Source organism: Brucella thiophenivorans, from assembly GCF_002252445.1.
Taxonomy (GTDB): Bacteria; Pseudomonadota; Alphaproteobacteria; order Rhizobiales; family Rhizobiaceae; genus Brucella; species Brucella thiophenivorans.
The window spans coordinates 118,382-138,431 of record NZ_NNRJ01000061.1 but is presented as its reverse complement, the minus strand read 5'-3'; the positions used below and the strand labels follow the sequence as shown (position 1 = coordinate 138,431).

Here is a 20,050-nt window from a genome sequence, read left to right as displayed (position 1 = left end):
CCTGACCGAACATGATGAAGTGGCAGCGCTTTGGTACTTTGGCTCCAAGGAAGGCAGTGGCATGGTCGAAAAAGCATCGGCTGGAAACCTCAAGGCCACCTGGGTCAGCAATGGTCGTCTGCCCAACTGGAGCAACACGCATGAAGCGCAAGGCCGTGATTACCTCCGCAGAGCCACACAAGTCAAAAATATCTGGGTGCCTTACGGCGCTTAAACAATAAACAAAGCCCGCCAAATGGCGGGCTTCGTCTTTTGTACACTAGCATAAGCGATGGGTGGAGCACGTTACCTATCTCGAAGAACGCAGGCCGCTTTGTTGGAGCGTGTTGGAATTTAATCGCCTATTTGGGCGTCTTTCGCCTTAGGCCGAAGGACACCATTATCACTTTCCCACCTTTCCAAAATCCAGAAAACTCCTGACCTCGGTCGCTAAGAAATCCCTATTTCGACATTTGATAGATATAATTCGACAAATGTAATTCATCCGTATTGACATATGTCGAATAATTGGCGATTTTTGTCATGCGTGGTCAAGGAGGATGCCGTGCAGACGCTATTGAAAGTTGAGAGCCTGAAAAAATCGTTCGGTGGAGTTGCGGCCTTACGCAATGGTCAGCTGGAACTCCATGCAGGCTCGGTCCACGCTCTGTGTGGAGGAAATGGCGCAGGCAAATCTACGTTTCTCTCGATTCTTATGGGTATTCAGCAGCGCGACGGCGGTACAATCTGGCTTCGCGGCAAGGAAGTTAAATATTCGACACCTGCGGAAGCCCTTAAATCTGGCATCGCAATTATCGAGCAGGAACTCAGCCCTGTTCCGCATATGAGCGTTGCGGAGAATATTTTTCTTGGTCGCGAGCCTTCCACACGCTTTGGCGGCATCGACTTCAAGAAGATGAATCGTGAAGCGCAGACGCTTCTGGATCGTCTGGAATTCGACATTCGTGCGACGCAGGTAATGAGTCAGTTATCAGTTGCCCAGATGCAGCTCGTGGAAATCGCCAAAGCATTCAGCCACAATGCCGATGTGATCTTCATGGATGAGCCAACATCGGCCATCGGTGAGAAGGAAGCGCAGCATCTGTTCAAAGCCGTTGAGCGCCTTAAAGCTGAGGGCAAGGGTATTGTCTATGTCTCGCATCGCCTGTCCGAGATTTTCCAGATTGCAGATTCCTATACGGTTTTCCGCGATGGCGGCTATGTCGGTTCGGGTGCGTTGAGTGATATTGATCGCCCGGAACTGATCCGTCTAATCGTCGGACGCGAGCTAGGCGAAGAATTCATCAAGACCAACGAACCGACCGATCAGATCGGTTTCGAGGTTTCCGATCTCTCTCTGCCAGGCAAGATCGAAGATATTTCATTCTCGGTTCGCAAGGGGGAAATCTTTGGAATTTACGGGCTGATGGGTTCTGGACGTTCAGAAATTTTCAACTGCATCTTTGGCCTCGACAAAGCAAGCAAAGGCGAAATTCGCCTTGAGGGGCGCACGCTCAAAGTGGGCAAACCTGCAGATGCGATGGCTGAAGGCGTTGCCTTTGTGACCGAAGATCGCAAGCTGACCGGTCTTAATTTAAGCGACAGCGTGCGTGCCAATATTTGTCTCGCAAGCCTCCCTGAAATGAGCCCGGCACTTGCAATGCGCCAGCGCGAGGAAGCAGCGGCAAGCGCGAAAATGATCGAGCATTTTGGCATCAAGGCAGCAAGTGACACCATGTCGGTTTCGGGCCTTTCAGGCGGCAACCAGCAGAAAGTCGTGCTGGGTAAATGGTTCCTGCGTAATCCACGGCTGCTATTGCTTGATGAGCCGACGCGAGGCGTGGATGTGGGCGCTAAGCGCGAAATTTATCGCATCATCTGCGAATTCACTGCGTCAGGCGGCACTGTCGTAATGATTTCATCTGAAATCGACGAAGTCCTGGGCATGTCCGACCGTATCCTTGTGATGCGGCAAGGCCGGTCGGCTGGCGTTTACGACAGAGCCGATACCGACGCACAAAAGCTGGTGCATCTGTCTACCTGATGCGCGTTAAGCGACGGAATTAAGCGCCTGTTTGAGATTACGCCTGACATTGAGAGGCTGGAAAACGTGAGTAACATCGAAAAAACACAAACGAGCAGCTGGTTTGCTTCCGAGAAGCGCCGGTTGATCATTCAGGAATACGGCATTTTCCTCGCCTTCCTGCTTCTGGTCTTCATTCTCTCCGTGTCAAATCCTTACTTTTTGACAACCGGCAACATCTCAAATGTTCTCTTGCAGACCTCAATCAATGGTGTGCTGGCAATTGGCATGACCTTTGTCATTCTGACGCGTGGCATTGATCTTTCTGTCGGCTCGGTTGCAGCGCTTACGGGCATTGTTGCAGCGAGCCTTGCCACAACGTCGGCAACCGCTGGTGTTGCAGGCGGCCCCCACCCCGCAATTGTGGCTATTGCCGCAGGTCTAGCAGTTGGTGCCGCGTGTGGTGCACTGGTTGGCTGGATTGTTTCGCGTTTTTCGGTTCCGGCATTTGTCGCGACACTTGGCATGCTCTCGGCTGCACGTGGCCTTACTCTCATTTATGGCGGCGGCAAGCCTGTTCCGGCGCTCACACCAGATTTCCGCTGGATCGGCACTGAGAAAATCATCGGCATTCCAATGCCTGTTATCATTCTGGCGGTTGTGTTTGCAGTTGCCTGGTGGGTGCTCTCGCGTAGCCGCTTTGGTCGTTATATTTATGCAGTCGGCGGCAACCCACATGCAGCCAAGACATCGGGTATCAATGTCACCCGTATCCGTTTCACCGTCTATGTCATTTCCGGCACACTTTCGGGCCTTGCTGGCATGATGCTCGCAGCCCGTACCGGATCGGCACTGCCACAGGCCGGTATTGCTTACGAACTTGATGCAATTGCTGCGGTTGTTATCGGCGGCACCAGCCTTGCGGGCGGTGTGGGACGCGTGACCGGAACGCTGATCGGAGCACTGATCATCGGCGTGATGAACAATGGTCTCGATCTGATGGGTATCGAATCTTACTACCAACAGGTTCTTAAAGGCGCGCTGATCGTCGGCGCTGTGATGCTCGATCAGAAGCGCAACCAGAATGCCTGATTTCTAAAAGTTTCTAATTGCCAGTCCTATGGCGCAATGAAACCCGCATTTTTAACAATTGCGGACAATGTGGAGGAGAAGAGTTATGAATAAATTGCTGATTGCCTTAGCATCGGCTACGGCTCTGTTTGCAAGTGCCGCACAGGCTCAGGAAAAGCTCAAGATTGGCGCTGCACCTTACGGCCTGAATGCAGAATTTATGCAGATCTGGTCTGAAGCGCTGAAAGAACATCCAGCCGTCAAAAGTGGCGAAGTTACGCTCACTGTTTTCGATGGCCGTTATGACGCGCTCGTTCAGCAGGAACAGTTCAACACCATGATCACGCAGCAGTTTGATGCGATCATTTTTGCACCTATCGATGTTGAGGCCGGTGCGACTGCCGTTCAGGCGGCTGCTGATGCAAACATTCCCGTTGTCGGCTCCAACACCCGTGTAAACTCCGATCTTCTGGCCGCTTATGTCGGTTCGGACGATGCGGTATCCGGCTACATGGAAGCCAAAACCGTTCTCGACAAGATTGGCTGCAAGGGTAATGTCGTGATCATAGAAGGCCCAATTGGTCAATCGGCGCAGGTTTCACGACTTGAAGGCAATAAGAAAGCTCTGGCCGAATGCCCTGACGTAAAGGTTCTGGAGCAACAGACTGCAAACTGGTCGCGCGCGGAAGCACAGACACTGATGGAAAATTGGCTGACATCGCATAAGGGCCAGATCAACGGCGTCATCGGCCAGAATGACGAAATGGCTCTTGGCGCGATTGAAGCAATCAAATCGGCAGGTCTTAAGGTTGATGACTTTGCAATTGCCGGTATCGATGGTGTGACCGATGCGCTTAACGCTGTTAAGGCTGGCACCATGACTTCTATCTTGCAGGATGCACATGCGCAGGCGCAAGGCGCAATGGACCTCGCAATCTTCCACGCGAAGAAGGGCGACTACAAGCCACAGTCCGAAATCTGGGCTCAGTATCCTGACATGCCGTTCAACGACGGCAAGGACAAGGAATACAATGTTCCTTGGACACCAGTCACCGCTGACAATGTCGACAAGCTGCTGGAAGCACGTAAGTAACAGACACGCGGGATGAGCAGACCCCTGCTCGTCCCGCACCCCATATATTTCCGTTACCCTCAACACCGAGGATTAAACAATGTCCGATCAATCTCCCCAAATAGACCTGAACTTTCCGCTTAATGGCAAAGTTGCTCTGGTAACCGGTGCTGCTTCCGGTATTGGCGCGGCTGTCGCTGAAGCCTTCGCTGCCAAGGGCGCAAAGGTTGCCGTTCTCGACATAAATGCGGATCAGGCACGAGCTAAAGCAAACGCGCTTGGAGAGGATGCAAAGCCGTTCGTATGCGATGTATCTGATGCAGCTTCGGTTAAGGCAGCTATATCGGGTGTGGTCGAAACATTTGGACAGATTGATATTGCCGTAAACAGCGCGGGTGTGGTGTTTCTTGCTCCCGCGGAAGACCTGACTATTTCTGATTGGGATCGCACGATTGCGATCAACCTCAAGGGCAGCTTCCTCGTCACGCAGGAAGTGGGCCGTGCGATGATCGCTGCTGGCAAAGGCGGCAAGATCGTCAATCTCGCCTCGCAGGCCGGTACTGTTGCGATTGAAGAGCATGTTGCTTACTGCGCGTCGAAGTTCGGTGTTATCGGCATGTCGAAAACCTTTGCCGCCGAATGGGGAAAATACGGCATCACCGTCAATACGATTTCGCCGACCATTGTTCTTACGGAACTGGGTAAAAAAGCTTGGAGCGGTGAAAAGGGCGAAGCAGCAAAGAAGCGCATTCCAGCCGGACGCTTTGCATACCCGCAAGAAATTGCAGCCGCAGCAGTATTTCTAAGTTCAAGCGGTGCGGACATGATAAATGGTGCCGACCTTCTGATCGACGGTGGCTACACAATTCTTTAGAGCACATCCCGAAAAGTGTGAAACGGTTTTCGGACAAAGATGCGCGTTAAAACAAATATTTAGAGCGCCGATTTGATGCAATCAAATCGAAATACGCTCTAAAAACCAAACGGCCCGGGGCCGCGAGCTAAGCTTTACAATTATAGAGCGGGAACTAACCTCTCGCCTTTCATAGGTGCAAAATGCAAAGATTTATCAATAACCCGGATGAAGTTGTCGAAGATACAGTCAAGGGTTTCGTCAAGGCGCATAAGGACCTTGTCCGTTTGTCGACGGAAAACCCGCGCGTGGTTGTCGCTAAAGATGCACCGATTGAGGGCAAAGTTGGCGTCATTACCGGCGGTGGTTCTGGCCATGAGCCAGCGTTCATCGGCTATACCGGCAAAAACCTGCTTGATGCTGTAGCTGTTGGCGAACTGTTCTCTTCGCCGACTGCCAAGAGCTTCTACGACGCCGCTCGTGAAGCCAATGGCGGCAAGGGCGTCGTCTGTCTCTACGGCAACTATGCCGGCGATAACATGAACGTCAAAATGGCCATCAAGCTAGCGGCCAAGGCCGGAATTGAAGTTCTGACGGTTGTCGCCAATGATGATGTTTGCTCCGCTCCTATCGAAGAACGCGAAAAGCGTCGCGGCGTTGCTGGCGAAATCTTCATGTGGAAGGTTGGCGGCGCAAAAGCTGCATCGGGCGCAAGCCTTCAGGAAGTTCAGGCAACAGCGCAGAAGGCCATCGACAATTGCCGTTCCATCGGCGTTGGTCTTGGTCCATGCACATTGCCAGCCGTTGGCCATCCAAATTTCCAGATTGAGCCTGGCACGATGGAAGTCGGCATTGGTCATCATGGCGAACCTGGTGTGCGCGTTGAGCCGCTCAAGCGTGCTGATGAAGTTGCTAAGGATATGACCAAGATCGTTCTCGACGATCACAATTTGGCCGAAGGCACGGAAGTTGCGGTTCTGGTTTCCGGGCTGGGCGCAACGCCGATCAATGAGCTTTACATCCTAAACGATACCATCGAGCAGGAAATCACCGCACGCGGTCTCAAGATTTACCGCACCTATGTCGGCAACTATTTTACTTCGCTCGAAATGGTTGGCGCGACGCTGACAATCATGGCTTTGGATGATGAGTTGAAAGCTTTGCTCGATGTAGAATCCCGCTGCACCGCGGTTTTGTAAGAAAGAAACACATCATGCAGACATTTAAAAATGCCGGATCGGGTGAAATCGTTCTTTCACTTGCAGACCGGATTATCGAAAATAAAGCCTATCTGAGTGAAATTGACGGCAAGATCGGCGATGGCGACCATGGTGTGAACATGGCCAAGGGTTTCGGCCTCGCAGCCGAACGCCTACGCGGCAAAGACGTTACACTTGCCGAAGGTTTGGATACGCTTGGAACAGTGCTGCTGACCGAGATTGGTGGCTCGATGGGTCCGCTTTATGGCGTGATGTTCAATGAATTCGCGGAAAAGCTGGAAGGCGTCGAAAATATCGATGCAGCGACTTTCAGCTTGATGCTTCATGCGGGTTTGGAAGGAATCCAGTCAATCGGTTCGGCAAAGCTTGGCGACAAGACACTGCTCGACACGCTGATCCCAGCGATTCATGCTTTTGACGAAGCCAATGGCAAAGGTCAGTCTTTTGCTGAAAGCTTGGATGCATTGTCAGCAGCAGCCGACGCTGGCCGTGACTCGACGCTTAATTTGGTTGCAAAAATCGGACGCGCAAGCCGCCTTGGTGAACGCTCGGTGGGTGTTCTTGATGCGGGTGCTACATCCTGTGCGCTGATTCTGAACGACCTTGCATCACAAGCAAAAAGCCGCTTGCACTAGGCTTTCTGTCTCGATTTTGAATTTGGCGTCTGAAATCTGTGTGGGTTCACACGTTCAGACGCCTAATTTGCTTGCCTATGTTGCATTTGCGTTTGAACACTTTCATGTTTGCTGCGCAGGAGAGAGGCAACAGAAAATCGCATGACGCTCAAACCCAACACATCGCGCAAGCTCGGCAAGCCCAAAGCAAATGCCAGCGAGAATTCGTTCACGATTCCGATGCGTTATGGCGATGACCCCTATGTGTGGGCCTGTTGGCTTTATTACGAAGACGGTCTCACACAGAGCGAGATTGCCGATGTCATGGGCATCTCACGTGCGACCGTGAACAGCTATCTGGCTGAAGCCCGCGAAAAAGGCATCGTCAATATTTCCATCGGTGGCGGCTGGCTTGAATCTTTGTCCGTCGCTCAGGAGTTGAAACGTCATTTTGGCCTGACGGATTGTCTTATCATCCCGCATGATGACAATGCCCGGCCTTTGATTGACCGCCTTGGCGTTGCCGGTGCACACGCACTCAACAAAACGCTCAAATCAGGCGATACCGTCGCTGTCGCCTGGGGACGAACGGTTCTGGCAGTGGCTGAGCATACCGATATTGCAGCACTGCAAGATGTAACCGTTGTGCAGGCAACAGGCGGCACAACTGCATCATTTGCATATACGCCTGAGCGCTGTGCCGCAGTACTTGCCGAAGCGGTAGCTGCGCGTTGCGTCAATATCACTGCACCCGCGATGGTTCGCTCACCAACCGTAAAAAATGTACTGTTTGAAGAACCTTTGATACAGGAGCAATTCGCGACGCTCGAAAATGCCAATCGCATATTGTTTGGCGTTGCTTCGCTTCGTTCAAACTCCACCATTCATACAAGCGGCTTTTTTGAATCCGTTTCCTTACAGCAATATCTTGCAGCAGGAGCAGTTGGCGTTGTCGGCGGACGCTTCATCGATGAGCGTGGAAAGCCGGTTGCCGGTCCGCTTGATGGCCGCACAATCGGCATATCACTCGATAAGCTGCGCCTGATACAAACACGTATTGCGGTCGCTGGTGGCTTTGACAAAGTACCAGCACTTCTGGCAGCACTTCGTGGTGGCTATATCAACGTGCTGGTTACAGATGCGGCCACCGGCCTCGGGATTTTGCGGGCGGATAGCGTCATTGATCTTGATACCCGTCTTTCGCAGCGCCCCAAAGCCAGTCAGATCCCTGCCGCCTTCCGTATGCGTGTCAAAAAGCTGCTCAACAACCCAAATGAAGTGGTTGAGGAAATGCTCGATGGCGTTGTGAGGGCGCATGGCAAGTTTCTCCAGCCAATCGGCGACTCCAATCGTGCGCTCGTTGCGCGTGACGGTCCACGCCCAGGCAAGGTTGGGCTTGTGATTGGCGGGGGCGCTGGACATGAGCCATGTTTCCTCGGCTATGTCGGCAAGGGACTTGCTGACGCAGTGGCCGTCGGCAACGTATTCTCATCTCCCCCGCCAGATCCCATTGTTCAATGTGCACTCGCTGCATCCAATGGCGAGGGTGTTCTCTTCGTCTATGGCAACTATGCGGGAGATGTGATGAACTTCGAGATGGCTGCGGAAATGGCCGAAGAAAAAGGAGTCAGGATCAGGACTGTTCTGACAACCGACGACATCGCCTCATCACCCATAGACGACAAGGATGGACGTCGCGGTGTGGCAGGTAATTTCTTTGTTTTCAAGATAGCGGGTGCGGCCTGCGATAAGGGGCTTTCGCTCGAAGCCTGCGAAGTCGCTACACGTAAAGCCAACGCGCGAACCTACACAATCGGCGTTGCACTGGAACCTGGCTCTTTGCCGCAAACCGGACGGCATAATTTCGAGATCGGTCCTGACGACATGGAGATCGGCGTCGGCATTCATGGTGAACCGGGTGTATCGCGTGATCGTATCCGACAGGCTGATGAAATCGTTGACAGCATCATGGACAGGATCTTCAACGAAATGAAGGCTGTGTCCGGTGATCGTGTTGCCGTTCTGGTCAACTCCTTTGGAGCGACACCGCTGATGGAACTTTATGTTCTCTATCGACGTGTGGCGCAGCGGCTAGAGGCCAAAAATATCCATATCGAAGCCAATTGGATAGGGCACTATTGCACGTCTCTGGACATGGTCGGTGCTTCAATATCTATCCTTCATCTTGACCAGGAACTAACAGAGCTATTGCTGCATCCTTGTAAAACAGCAAACCTTAAAATTGGCTAACACGCTGTTTATATTGTATTTTCCTGTCTTTCTGTGAGTAAATTAGCATATGCCTTATGATGAGAAATGCGGATTATCGTTGTAAGGCCTGAGGAGAAATATCATGTCGGAAACGGTAGCTCGTCGCCTTGCAAACATGTTTGATGCGGTTTCGACGGCGATTGAGACTGATAAAGATCGGCTGTCTGAACTCGATGGCGCTATCGGTGATGGCGACCATGGAACAACTATGGACCTTGGGTTTAAGGCAGTGAGGCGCGAGCTCATTCAGCTTGATCTGAATGAAGCCGATATTTCCAAGGTTCTGAATACGGCTGCAACTGCCTTCATCAACGCCGTGGGAGCATCAACCGGCCCACTTTATGCAACCGGGTTCCGCCGCGCCGCACAAGCAACAGCGGGTCGCGATAGTCTTGATCCTGCAACCTGCGCCGTCATCATCGAAGCGATTGGGGTTGGCATTCGTGAGCGCGGCCAAGGCCAGCGCGGCGACAAGACGATGCTTGATGCCTGGCTACCAGCAGGAGAAGCCGCTCAAACTGCCGCATCCGAAAATCAAAACTTCCGCGAGTTCTGGGAAAAAGTTGTTCAGGCTGCAACCAACGGTGCCAATTCGACCCGCTCAATGATCGCAACGAAGGGTCGCGCGGCACGCCTTCGTGAACGATCCCTTGGACACATTGATCCCGGTGCAGCATCAACGGTTATCATATTGCAGGCAATGGCTTCGTCCACCAAAGACTGACGGACGAAGTCACAAGTTAGAGCTTGGCGCTGAGTATGTCTTTCGCAAGATGGCTGAAGAAGGATACACCACGCTCAAGAATCTCATCATTGAAATTGTAAGTCGCGGTGTGCAGACCAGAACTATCGCCATTTCCAATCAGGAGATAAGCGCCAGCCGTCTTTTCGAGCATGAAAGAAAAATCTTCACTGCCCATGAATGGCCTATCCAGCTCTTCAAAAGCGTATTCGCCGAAATGTCGGGAAACAGTCGCTTTTGCCTGCTCGAATGCTGCCGCATCATTGATGGTAGCCGGATAACCCGTCATCCACTCAAAGCTTACATCAGCGCCATAGCTTGCGGCCTGCATCTTTGCCACTTGCTCGACTTTATCACGCAGCATCTTGCGGATGACAGGATCAGTCGCACGCATCGAGATTTCAAGCTTGGCTGTATCCGGTATAACGTTGCAAACCGCGCCGGAATTAAACGCACCGACAGTTATCACGCTTGCCTGATGCGGTGGGACGTTGCGGGCAACAATCGTTTGCAATGCCATAACGATGCTTGATGCAGCCACAATCGGGTCGATCGTCTTTTCAGGCTCTGCTCCATGTCCGCCGCTGCCCTTTACCGTCAATGTCAACGCATCAATGGAAGCAGCTATCGGACCAGCCTTGGAGGCAAACTTTCCAGCTTCCAGACCTGGCCAATTGTGCAGCGCAAAAACCTGATCGCAGGGAAAGCGCTCGAAGAGCCCTTCTTCGATCATGATCTGCGCACCACCATAGTTTTCTTCGGCAGGCTGGAAAATAAAATGAACGGTTCCGGAAAAATCTTCATCCTGCGCAAGCGACCACGCCGCCCCTAAAAGCATTGCGGTATGACCATCATGGCCACAAGCATGCATTTTGCCAGCATTTTTGCTTGCATAGGGCAGTCCGGTTTCTTCCAAAATCGGCAGCGCGTCGAAATCCGCACGAAACCCGATAGAACGATTTGAATTGCCACGACGAAGGGATGCCACGATGCCGGTCTTTGAAAGACCCCTGCTCATTTCATAGCCCCATTCCTGCAACCGAGCTGCTATATAGTCGGAGGTTTCCACTTCCTCCAATCCCAGTTCCGGAATGCTGTGCAAGTGTCTGCGGATCGCTTTGAGTTCGTCGGCAAATCCACCCAGATTTTTATCGGTCATGATACCCCCACTCAATTCATGTGCAGAAACTGGCGCAGTCGTGCCGACTTCGGATCACGCATCACAATATCAGGTGAACCACGCTCCTCAACCAGCCCTTGGTGTAGGAATATAACTTCGCTTGAAATATCGCGTGCAAGCGACATTTCATGTGTTACCATCACCATCGTCCGGCCTTCTTCTGCAAGTTTCTTGATGACTTGCAGAACTTCCGTCACAAGCTCAGGGTCGAGTGCCGAAGTCGGTTCATCAAACAGCATAACTTCGGGTTTCATTGCCAGCGCACGCGCTATCGCGGCGCGCTGCTGCTGACCGCCCGAAAGCTGGGTCGGATACTGATCGCGTTTGGGGGTAATGCCCACCTTTTCCATCAAAACCTCTGCCTCGGCGATTGCTTCGGCTTTGGACATCCCCAGAACATGGATTGGGCCTTCGATAATATTTTCAATGATCGTGCGATGAGACCACAGATTGAAGCTCTGAAAGACCATCCCAAGGCGCGTGCGAATGTGCTCAAGCTGTCGCAGATCGGCAGCATGAGATTTGCCATCGCGATCAACTTTGGTGCGGATAACTTCGTCCGCCACTGCAATCTCACCCTTATCCGGTGTTTCCAGATAATTGATGCAGCGCAGCAAAGTGCTTTTGCCGGAACCACTGCTACCGATAAGCGATATGACATCGCCTTTTCTGGCTTCAAATGAGATGCCTTTGAGAACTTCAACACCAGCGAAGCTCTTATGAATATTTTCGACCTTGAGTGCCATGGGCTTCATTTTGAATTGCTCCTGAATCAGATCAGACCATCGACGCGCGTGAGCCACTCATGCGCCGTTCAACCACATTCATGATCCGGGTAAGGATGAACACAACGGTGAAATAAAGAATGCCTGCCGCAATCAGTGGTTCAAAAATCGACAAGGAACTGCGCTGAAGGGCGCGCGCCGTACCCATCACTTCCATGATGGTGATCGTTGAAGCGAGAGAAGTGGATTTGAGCAGGATAATAAGATCACTGGTCAGAACCGGCATACAATGACGAAATGCCAGTGGTAAAGTTATGCGGCGCAACACTTTGAAACGGCTCATACCAATGGAGAGAGCTGCTTCAATCTGCCCACGTGGGATTGATTTGATGGCACCGCGAATGACTTCTGCATTGTAGGCACCCTGATTAAGGCTTAGTGCAAAGACTGCATACCACAAGCCATCACGCATGTAGGGCCAAAGAAAGCTGTGCCTGACCCATGTGCCCGGCAGGATTTGCCCTAGCCCGTAATAGATCAGATAAAGCTGCACCAGAAGCGGCGTGCCCCGGAAAATAAACGTGTAGCTGAAAGCCGGCCATTTCAGAATTCGGCGTTTCGAAAGCAGTGCCAGTGCACTCAGCGTTCCAAAAACCAGGCCAATAACACCGGCGGTCGCTGTCAAAAGCAGCGTCAGCGGCAGTGCTTTAATCAGCGGAGGCAGGAACTCAATAATTTTTGTGATCGATTCCATCATCCGTGCCCCCTGCTCAGGCGCTTTTCAAGCTGTATGATCACCAGAACCGAAACCAGCGTAATGCACAGGAACAGAAATGCTGTGAGGCCATAGAAGAAAACATATTGCTTGGTGGATGCGGCTGCGCGGTAGCCCGTATAGAGCAATTCGTGGAATGATCCGAGAACCGAAATGATGGCGCTTTCCTTGGTGATCGACAGCCAAAGATTGCCAATGCCGGGAACCGCATGACGCATCATTTGCGGAAAAGTAACACGTAGGAATATCTGACGTCGGCGCATTCCAATGGAAAGTGCAGCCTCAATTTGCCCCCGTGGGATAGCCAGATAGGAGGCACGCAGCACTTCCGTCATAAATGCGCCATTGACGAATGCGAGTGCTATGATCGCAGCCCAAAAGGCGCTGAACTGGAAGTTGTTTCCAACAAGACCTGTCGCTTTGAGCAGCTTTTCGGCACCTGTCGCGACAGAAAAATAGAGCAACAGAATAACAAGCAGCTCCGGCAGAGCGCGTACAACTGTCGTGTATAAATCGGCAATGGCTTTTATGAAGCGATTGCGCGAAAGCTTCCCGGAGGCACCAGTAAGACCAAAGACAAACGAGACTGCAAATGCCACAGCTGAGACCTGCAAGGTCATCAGAAGTCCGTGCGCAAACTCGTCTCCCCAGCCCTCACTTCCCCAGGCTAGCAGTTGCCAATAAGAATCCATGGACAATAATCCGATCAAACAGGAAAATAATTCAGAGGATTTTCTATTCGTATCGAAACGCAGAAAAGCTATGAATTTTTGAACCTACGCATCGGGCTCTGAAAAAACGATTCCGATTTTTGGCCGATGCTGTAGAGCGAACGCCGTTGCCGGCGTCCGCTTCCAATCAAAATTACTTCTGTTCGAAAATCCACTTATCGACCAGCGCCTTAAGTGTGCCGTCCTTGTCGAGTTCAGCGAGTGCTGCATCGACTTTTCCAAGCGTTTCCGTGTCACCCTTGCGAACTGCATAGGCAACGCCTTCGCCCAAAACAACATTCTTCGGTGTGACCAGCTTGATTTCGTAATCTGCACCCTGTGGGGTTTTCAGGAAGTTCTGCACGAACAAATCAGGTGCAAGAACATAATCAACGCGACCCGCAACAAGATCAGCAACCGAATTATCAGCTGTATCGTAGCTTTTGAGGGAAACATCCGGCAGATACTTGGTCATGTAAGCCGACTGCACGCTTGATGTCTGAACACCGACAATCTTGCCAGACAGGGCTGCCTGATCGACAACTTCACCGGAACCGTCGCTTGCAGCGACCGTGCCAACCTTGTCGGTATCCGACTTTGCACCCACAACGACCGTACCTTCGGTATAATAAGGCGTGCTGAAATCAACGACCTTGCGACGCTCATCGGTGACCGAAAACGCACCAATAATAAAGTCCACCTTGTTTTCGGTCAGCGAAGGAATGAGGCCATCCCAAGCCATGGACTTGAACTCGCACTTGTCTGCAAGCTTATCGCAAAGCGCGCGTGAAAGGTCTGCTTCCAGCCCTTCCCATTCGCCTGCCGCATTGACCTGCGTGAATGGCATATATGGCTCAGGCGTCATGCCGAGGCGAAGTTTTTCAGCCTGAGCAGCACCACTGGCCAATGCAACAAGCGCAATCGCGCCAGCAATTTTCCCTTTAAAACCAACCATGTTCCCGTTCTCCTTATATTTTTGTAGCGGCCTGCACTTGGATGATAACAGGCACGAGGAATGCAGAAAGAAAATGGCTCAGGAGCCTGTGCCCCCGAGCCATCAGAATTATTTGCGATACCAGCGAAGCGACATGCAGGAAAGGCCAGCATCAATTTTGCCGATTTCCGTGGTCTTAAGTGGAACCACGTTATAGCCGCTCTTGTCCAGCAATTCGATGGTACGTGGGAAGTCAGAGCCAACCATCACAACGTCATTGACACGCAGTGCATTGGCAGCCGCCTCTTCACCTTCCGGCACGATCAATTGACGAAGGCCCGAAAACACACCGGACTTAGCAAGGCGGCTCGTGGAAAGAACGGTTTCGTCATCAACAAGCGAACAGTCAGTTTTGAAATGAAGAACACCTTCCGGTGTCGAAACAACTTCACCCTTGCGACCGATCTTTTCGAGGCTTGCAATGAGAGCCGCAGCGCCCGCCTTGTCAGTGCGGGCGGAAAGGCCGATCATCACGCTCTTCTGGGTTGTCAGAACGTCGCCGCCATCAGCAAAACCCGGTTCTGGAAGATCGATAACCGTGTCGAACATGTTGCGAAGCGTTGGTTCGATCAAAGCTGTTTCACCAACGCGCGTTAGAGCACCCGGACGCAGCAGAATAGCACCTTCTGTGAAAGTGAGTGCTGGATCCTCGACGAAGATGGAATCAGGGAATTCTTCAAGTGCCGGAAGGATTGTGACTTCGACGCCGGCTGCGCGCATGGCAGCAATATAGGCGTCATGCTCGGCCTTCACGCCTTCATAGGTCGGATTGCCGCTATCCAGCGCACGAAGACCATTCACCACCGAGCGCGAAGGCTCACGGACGATGATCGAATTAAACTCATAAACGGGTCTGTTAGAAGACATTGAAGGTTACCCTCATTTAAGCTGGAGCCTATCTAGCTGGCTCTTGTTGTTGCGTAAAGCAAATGTGTGCCATTTGTTGTGCGGCGCGAAAGATGAATACCGGCCAACATGCAGCGAACAGATCCGCCTGCCAGCTCAATCGTTGGTACAGCGAATGGCAGCAGCTTTGCGGTCTGCTCTATTGTCTCAATCTGCGCCTTGCTCAGAGCAGCATAAGCGCGTGCTGAAAGAGCGAGAACCCGGCCATCCCGGCCTTCCAGTTCAATGGCATTTCCGGCAAACTCACCGATCTGTGCAGCGGACAGATGGATGACCGTGCGACCTGTTTCCTGCAAGCGATCAACAATCTCCTGACGGCGTGCCGGATCAGTGATCATATCCGTGCCGACAAGCGCGTAATCCGCACCAATGCACATCAGCACATTGGTGTGATAAATCGGCTTTCCCGACGAATCGAGCGCATTAAAAACCATCGGCTCAAAATTGAAATGTGTGCAGAACCGTTCCAATGCCACTTCATTCGTGCGGTTCGAGCGAGCTGCATAGGCAACGCGACCAATATGGTCGAGGACCATGGCACCAGTGCCTTCAAGATAGAAGTGATCTCGTTCCAATCCCGAATAATCAATAACATCCTGAACGCGATAATCCCGTTTCAGCATCTCGATAACATCCGGGCGGCGTTCTTTCTGGCGGCTTTCCGAAAACATCGGATAAATAGCGACATGCCCGCCCGAATGGGTTGAAAACCAATTATTCGGAAAAACGGAATCCGGCAGTGCCTGCGTTTCATCTTCAAACAGATGTACCGTTACACCCGCATCGGCCAATCCTTCGGCCATGACCGTCACTTCGTCAAAAGCTGCTCTGGCCAGAACTTCAGCCGAACGGCGTTCGTCTATGGACTGAAATGCATTGTCTTTTGCGGTTTGCGCATTGGGCGTAAAATGGTGTGGCCGGATCATAACGACCGATTTTGGGCTTTGTACAGATGGCCTGCTCATTCTCAGACGGTGCTCACTGCTGAAGCATATCGTGAAAGACATGCGTAAAAACAAAGGTTTAGAGTACGTTTTGCTTTGCCGATGGAAAAAAATGTCGGCGCAATACTCTGCAGTCTGATCGGACTTTTCTCCCGCTCTCTCAACATCGTAACACGCTCCTCCACCAGAACTCTAAGAGGCAGATTAAGAGAGCATAAAGTCAGTTAAAATTGTAAAACTGCTGGGTCAAATGTAAAAGTTCTAGCAATTTGCACAGTCAAAATGTAAATAATGCTATGCATATTTTTGATGAACTGGATCATAAGCTCATTGCTATTTTAAGAGAGGATGGTCGTGCGCCGCTCTCAAAACTGGCAACAATTATGGGTGTTTCACGCGGGACCGTTCAGGCACGCCTCGACCGGCTGCTCGAAACAGGTGCAGCACTGGGCTTCACCATCCGGGTGCGACAAGATTATGATGATGGTGTTGTGCACGCGATCATGCTGATTGAGGTGCAAGGCCGTTCGACTACAAAGGTCATAAAACTCTTACGCGGACTGCCACAGATACGCACGCTTCATACCACAAATGGATCATGGGATTTGGTAGCAGTGATACATGCAGAAAGTCTTCACGAGTTTGACCGTGTCTTACGTGAAGTGCGAACAATCGAAGGCGTAACGAATAGCGAAACCAGCATTCTGCTAAGCAGCGTATAGAGAATTTCCAGCAAAACTTCGTAGCGGTTTCACGCCGGATAATGCAACAAAACAGATACTTAGAGCGGTTCTCTATATCCAATCAAAATGGGAAACGCTCTAGTTTTGCCATAGATACTTTCAAAGAAAATATTGGGTATGTTTTAAGAAGAAAACCTAGCTTAAAACGATACCGCCATCGACATTGAGGCTTTGACCGGTCACAAAAGCAGCGTCGTCTGAGGCTAGAAATGCCACTGGCCCTACAACGTCCTCAGGGTCTCCAATCCGACGCAGCGCAGTCTTTTCCTGCCATGCCTCACGAACAATCCGATCATCGAGATTCACACGGCCCATATCAGTCAGAATGATTCCCGGGCAGACACAATTGGCGGTGATACCGAAAGTGCCAACCTCCTGTGCTAAGACACGTGTGAAGCCCATTACTGCAGCCTTCGAGGCTGAATAATGTGCCTGCTCCGGTGCACCATGCTTGCCGCCAATGGATGCTATATTCACGATGCGACCGTATTTCTGCTTTTTCATGTGAGGTAAAACAGCCTGAATGACCAGAAATGTACCTTTAGCGTTTACATCAAGCACGCTATCCCAATGCTCTTCCTTAAGACGCTCAACATCGCTGGCAATCAGAATGCCCGCATTGTTGACGACAGCATCAATCCTGCCAAACGTATGCATGGTTTTCTGCACCATAGCTTCGACATCGGTTTTGCTACTGACATCGGCAAAAACAGGCAAGGCACGGCGACCGACCGCTTCGATTTCCTTTGCAACCTCTTCCAAAGCTTCTTTCTGGCGTTCAATATCGTTGATAGCAACGTCAAATCCGCGCTTGGCCATGCCGATAGCAATGGCACGTCCGATGCCACGGCTCGCACCTGTTACCAGCGCTGTCTTTGCATGTTCAGTCATTTTATCCTCCAGAAATCAAAGGGCGGTATAGCCCCCATCAACATTCAGCACTGTGCCGGTGACAAAGCTTGCGGCGTCGGATGCAAGAAAAAGAACAGCATTGGCGATCTCACGTGGTTCCCCCAGTCGTCCCTGTGGTGTCATCGCCAGCCACATCGAAAACCATTCATCATTGCTTCGACCTGCAAGCGTTAATTCCGTTGCGGTGTAGCCAGGTGCGACCGCGTTTACGCGCACGCCCCGTTTTGCCCATTCAACAGCCAGCGATTTAGTCACGAGATTAACACCAGCTTTTGCGGCATTGTAGGCTACCTGCGGCTGCGGATAGACAACAATCTCACCGCACATCGATGAGATATTGACGATTGAGCCACGACCAGCAGCAGCCATTTGCTTTCCAAATGCTTGCGCACAATAGAAAACACCATTTAAATTGACATCGATAACGGCCCGCCAATCGTCTTCGGTGACATCGCTTGCGGCAGCATTTTTGACAATACCAGCATTGTTGATCAAAATATCCGGCACGCCAATTTCATTGGAAATTGCCTCTGCAACTCGCTCAGCAGCATTCTTATCCGTTACGTCGAGCACGTATAGTCGCGCAGACGAAACACGCAGCACATTGAGTTCGGCAACGGTCGCCTTGCCAGCGGCTTCATCGCGGTCGGTGATGATAACATTGGCACCCGCCTCGACAAAAAGCTCAGCAATTGCGCGTCCGATGCCTTTCGCACCGCCGGTAATGACAGCGCTTTTACCTGTCAGTTGGAAGTCTTTCATCATGACTATCTCACGTTCCACGAACCGATTTCAAAGCTGGATAGAGCGCGCGATATTGCAGATAAATCTCATTATAGATGGCCGTTTCGCGCGGGCGTGGCTCAATGCGTGTGCCGGGCTTGACCATGGCTGCAATACCATCATCAATAGTTGCAAAATGACCAGCACCCTGGGCAGCAAGAACGGCTGCTCCTACCGATGGCGCATCTCGCGACTGTGGCACACAGACGGGTAACCCAGCAGTATCAGCATGAATTTGCAGCCAGAGCGGCGAAGCACTCGCGCCACCACCGACAGTAATCTCCTGCCCACGATAACCAGCGTCCGCCATGGCATCGAGAATAGCGCGTGTACCGAAACTGATACCCTCCATGATCGCACGAAAAATATGGTGTGGTTCATGTGCGAGCGTGAGGCCAACAATTGCTCCACGCGACAGCGGGTCGGTATAAGGCGTGCGATTGCCCTGAAAGTGATCTTGCACCAGAAGCCCATCTGCACCGGGCTCAAGCGCTGCCGCCTTGCGGTTGAGTTCTTCCATATCCATAGTGCCATTCATCATGCGGCCCAGCCAGGCAATTATCGAACCTGTCGATGTCTGGCCGCCTTCAATGATATAACGTTTCGGATAGACCACGTCGGGATAGCTTCCCCATATGCCGGGCGCATGCAAAGGCTTGTCTGAAACACCAAATTGCAAATGCGAAGAGCCGGTTATCAAAGCAAGTTGCCCTGGCTTGGCAACGCCAAGACCAATCATGCCGATCAATGCATCCGCCCCACCCTGCACCACCTTTACTGTCGGGCTAAGACCAAGTTCAGAAGAAGCTGATGCGCAAAGCGTACCGATTACTTCGCCGGGTGCCACCACGCGGGAGGGCCATTTTTGCAACAGCGCTTCAAGGCCCAGTTTCTCCAGAAGCGTCGTCGGAACACCTCCACGATCTGTAGAATAATGCCAGCGAAGGGAAACATTATTGAGGCTCGCAGCCTTTTCGCCGGTTAAACGCAGCGTCATGAAATCCTGATATTCGCAGATGGTTTCTGCCTTCTCGAAGATTTCAGGCTCATTGCGTGCAATCCACAATGCCTTGGGGATCATCCACTCTGCCGAAACCGGGCCATGTCCGCCTCCATTCGCCAAAAGCGCATTATCGCCCGTAGCAAGGACGGCATCCGCTTCTGAACTTGCCCGTACATCCATCCAGATGATTGATGGGCGCAGTGGTTTGCCATCCGCATCAAGAGCCACCACGGTGCAACTGGTTGTTGCAAGCGTGATAGCCTCAATTGCGGCAGGATCGATTGCAGATTCTGATATGGTTTTGCGTGCAGCCTGAACGAAGGAAGACCACCAATCTTCAGGGTTTTGCTCAGCACGCGCACCAATTGAAAACTTCGTTTCATAGGGCACCGCAGAACTTGCCAGACATGTTCCGGAAAGATCATAGACCCGCGCGCGGATACTTTCCGTGCCTCCATCGGCGGTCAGAAAATAAGCCATTCAAGTCCTCCCAAAATGCCATTCCGAAGACGCCTCCAGTCCTCGAAATG

Annotated in this window: 20 protein-coding genes; 10 read left to right on the top strand and 10 right to left on the bottom strand. The window is 51.8% G+C overall.

Going from position 1 to position 20,050, the window contains the following annotated elements; all coding sequences use genetic code 11:
• The 9 genes from CEV31_RS19255 to dhaL (CEV31_RS19215) form a co-directional block, all read left to right on the top strand.
• A partial coding sequence (locus CEV31_RS19255; RefSeq protein WP_143850991.1) for a hypothetical protein occupies nt 1-214 on the top strand: 214 nt, incomplete at its 5' end.
• A 330-nt stretch (nt 215-544) separates the two neighbouring features.
• Entirely contained in the window at nt 545-2,023 is a 1,479-nt protein-coding gene (locus tag CEV31_RS19250; protein ID WP_094509629.1) for a sugar ABC transporter ATP-binding protein, read from the top strand.
• A gap of 66 nt (nt 2,024-2,089) precedes the next feature.
• Nucleotides 2,090-3,094, top strand: a complete 1,005-nt coding sequence (locus tag CEV31_RS19245) for an ABC transporter permease (RefSeq protein WP_094509589.1) — start codon at nt 2,090-2,092, stop codon at nt 3,092-3,094.
• A gap of 85 nt (nt 3,095-3,179) precedes the next feature.
• Nucleotides 3,180-4,166, top strand: a complete 987-nt coding sequence (locus tag CEV31_RS19240) for a substrate-binding domain-containing protein (RefSeq protein ID WP_094509587.1) — start codon at nt 3,180-3,182, stop codon at nt 4,164-4,166.
• A gap of 79 nt (nt 4,167-4,245) precedes the next feature.
• Nucleotides 4,246-5,019, top strand: a complete 774-nt coding sequence (locus CEV31_RS19235) for an SDR family oxidoreductase (protein WP_094509585.1) — start codon at nt 4,246-4,248, stop codon at nt 5,017-5,019.
• A gap of 182 nt (nt 5,020-5,201) precedes the next feature.
• A complete protein-coding gene (locus tag CEV31_RS19230; protein WP_094509583.1) occupies nt 5,202-6,197 on the top strand; it encodes a dihydroxyacetone kinase subunit DhaK in 996 nt (331 codons plus the stop codon).
• A gap of 14 nt (nt 6,198-6,211) precedes the next feature.
• On the top strand, nt 6,212-6,853 hold the full coding sequence (gene dhaL / locus CEV31_RS19225) for a dihydroxyacetone kinase subunit DhaL (protein ID WP_094509581.1): 642 nt from the start codon (nt 6,212-6,214) through the stop codon (nt 6,851-6,853).
• A 141-nt stretch (nt 6,854-6,994) separates the two neighbouring features.
• Nucleotides 6,995-9,082 carry a bifunctional sugar-binding transcriptional regulator/dihydroxyacetone kinase subunit DhaK gene (locus tag CEV31_RS19220; RefSeq protein WP_094509579.1) on the top strand — a complete coding sequence of 696 codons (2,088 nt, stop codon included), beginning with the start codon at nt 6,995-6,997 and terminating at the stop codon, nt 9,080-9,082.
• A 103-nt stretch (nt 9,083-9,185) separates the two neighbouring features.
• Complete coding sequence (dhaL, locus tag CEV31_RS19215; protein WP_094509577.1) at nt 9,186-9,827, top strand: dihydroxyacetone kinase subunit DhaL; 642 nt, start codon at nt 9,186-9,188, stop codon at nt 9,825-9,827.
• A 16-nt stretch (nt 9,828-9,843) separates the two neighbouring features.
• Here the strand turns inward: dhaL (CEV31_RS19215) and CEV31_RS19210 are convergent, their stop codons facing one another.
• The 7 genes from CEV31_RS19210 to ctlX form a co-directional block, all read right to left on the bottom strand.
• Complete coding sequence (locus tag CEV31_RS19210; protein WP_094509575.1) at nt 9,844-11,004, bottom strand: M20 aminoacylase family protein; 1,161 nt, start codon at nt 11,002-11,004, stop codon at nt 9,844-9,846.
• Between the two features lie 11 nt (nt 11,005-11,015).
• Nucleotides 11,016-11,780 carry an ABC transporter ATP-binding protein gene (locus CEV31_RS19205; protein WP_094509573.1) on the bottom strand — a complete coding sequence of 255 codons (765 nt, stop codon included), beginning with the start codon at nt 11,778-11,780 and terminating at the stop codon, nt 11,016-11,018.
• Between the two features lie 22 nt (nt 11,781-11,802).
• A complete protein-coding gene (locus tag CEV31_RS19200) occupies nt 11,803-12,507 on the bottom strand; it encodes an ABC transporter permease (RefSeq protein WP_235818178.1) in 705 nt (234 codons plus the stop codon).
• The gene (locus CEV31_RS19195; RefSeq protein ID WP_094509569.1) at nt 12,504-13,217 is read right to left on the bottom strand and encodes an ABC transporter permease; all 714 of its coding nucleotides are present in this window, start codon (nt 13,215-13,217) and stop codon (nt 12,504-12,506) included. Before CEV31_RS19195 ends, CEV31_RS19200 begins: the two co-directional genes overlap by 4 nt.
• A 172-nt stretch (nt 13,218-13,389) precedes the next feature.
• Nucleotides 13,390-14,190: a transporter substrate-binding domain-containing protein gene (locus CEV31_RS19190; protein ID WP_094509566.1), complete on the bottom strand. Its 801-nt coding sequence runs from the start codon at nt 14,188-14,190 to the stop codon at nt 13,390-13,392.
• Between the two features lie 108 nt (nt 14,191-14,298).
• Nucleotides 14,299-15,096 (bottom strand): dimethylarginine dimethylaminohydrolase family protein, encoded by a 798-nt coding sequence (locus CEV31_RS19185; RefSeq protein ID WP_094509564.1) that lies wholly within the window; start codon nt 15,094-15,096, stop codon nt 14,299-14,301.
• Nucleotides 15,097-15,128: 32 nt separating this feature from the next.
• On the bottom strand, nt 15,129-16,100 hold the full coding sequence (gene ctlX / locus CEV31_RS19180; protein WP_094509562.1) for a citrulline utilization hydrolase CtlX: 972 nt from the start codon (nt 16,098-16,100) through the stop codon (nt 15,129-15,131).
• Nucleotides 16,101-16,375: 275 nt separating this feature from the next.
• Here ctlX and CEV31_RS19175 point away from each other — a divergent pair, with 275 nt between their 5' ends.
• On the top strand, nt 16,376-16,801 hold the full coding sequence (locus tag CEV31_RS19175; protein ID WP_094509560.1) for an Lrp/AsnC family transcriptional regulator: 426 nt from the start codon (nt 16,376-16,378) through the stop codon (nt 16,799-16,801).
• Nucleotides 16,802-16,957: 156 nt separating this feature from the next.
• Here the strand turns inward: CEV31_RS19175 and CEV31_RS19170 are convergent, their stop codons facing one another.
• From CEV31_RS19170 to CEV31_RS19160, 3 genes are read right to left on the bottom strand one after another with little or no spacing between them, the layout of a single operon-like run.
• Nucleotides 16,958-17,713 carry an SDR family NAD(P)-dependent oxidoreductase gene (locus CEV31_RS19170; protein WP_094509558.1) on the bottom strand — a complete coding sequence of 252 codons (756 nt, stop codon included), beginning with the start codon at nt 17,711-17,713 and terminating at the stop codon, nt 16,958-16,960.
• Between the two features lie 15 nt (nt 17,714-17,728).
• Nucleotides 17,729-18,499 (bottom strand): SDR family NAD(P)-dependent oxidoreductase, encoded by a 771-nt coding sequence (locus CEV31_RS19165; RefSeq protein WP_094509556.1) that lies wholly within the window; start codon nt 18,497-18,499, stop codon nt 17,729-17,731.
• Nucleotides 18,500-18,506: 7 nt separating this feature from the next.
• A complete protein-coding gene (locus tag CEV31_RS19160; protein ID WP_094509554.1) occupies nt 18,507-20,000 on the bottom strand; it encodes an FGGY-family carbohydrate kinase in 1,494 nt (497 codons plus the stop codon).
• Nucleotides 20,001-20,050: the final 50 nt, after the last annotated feature.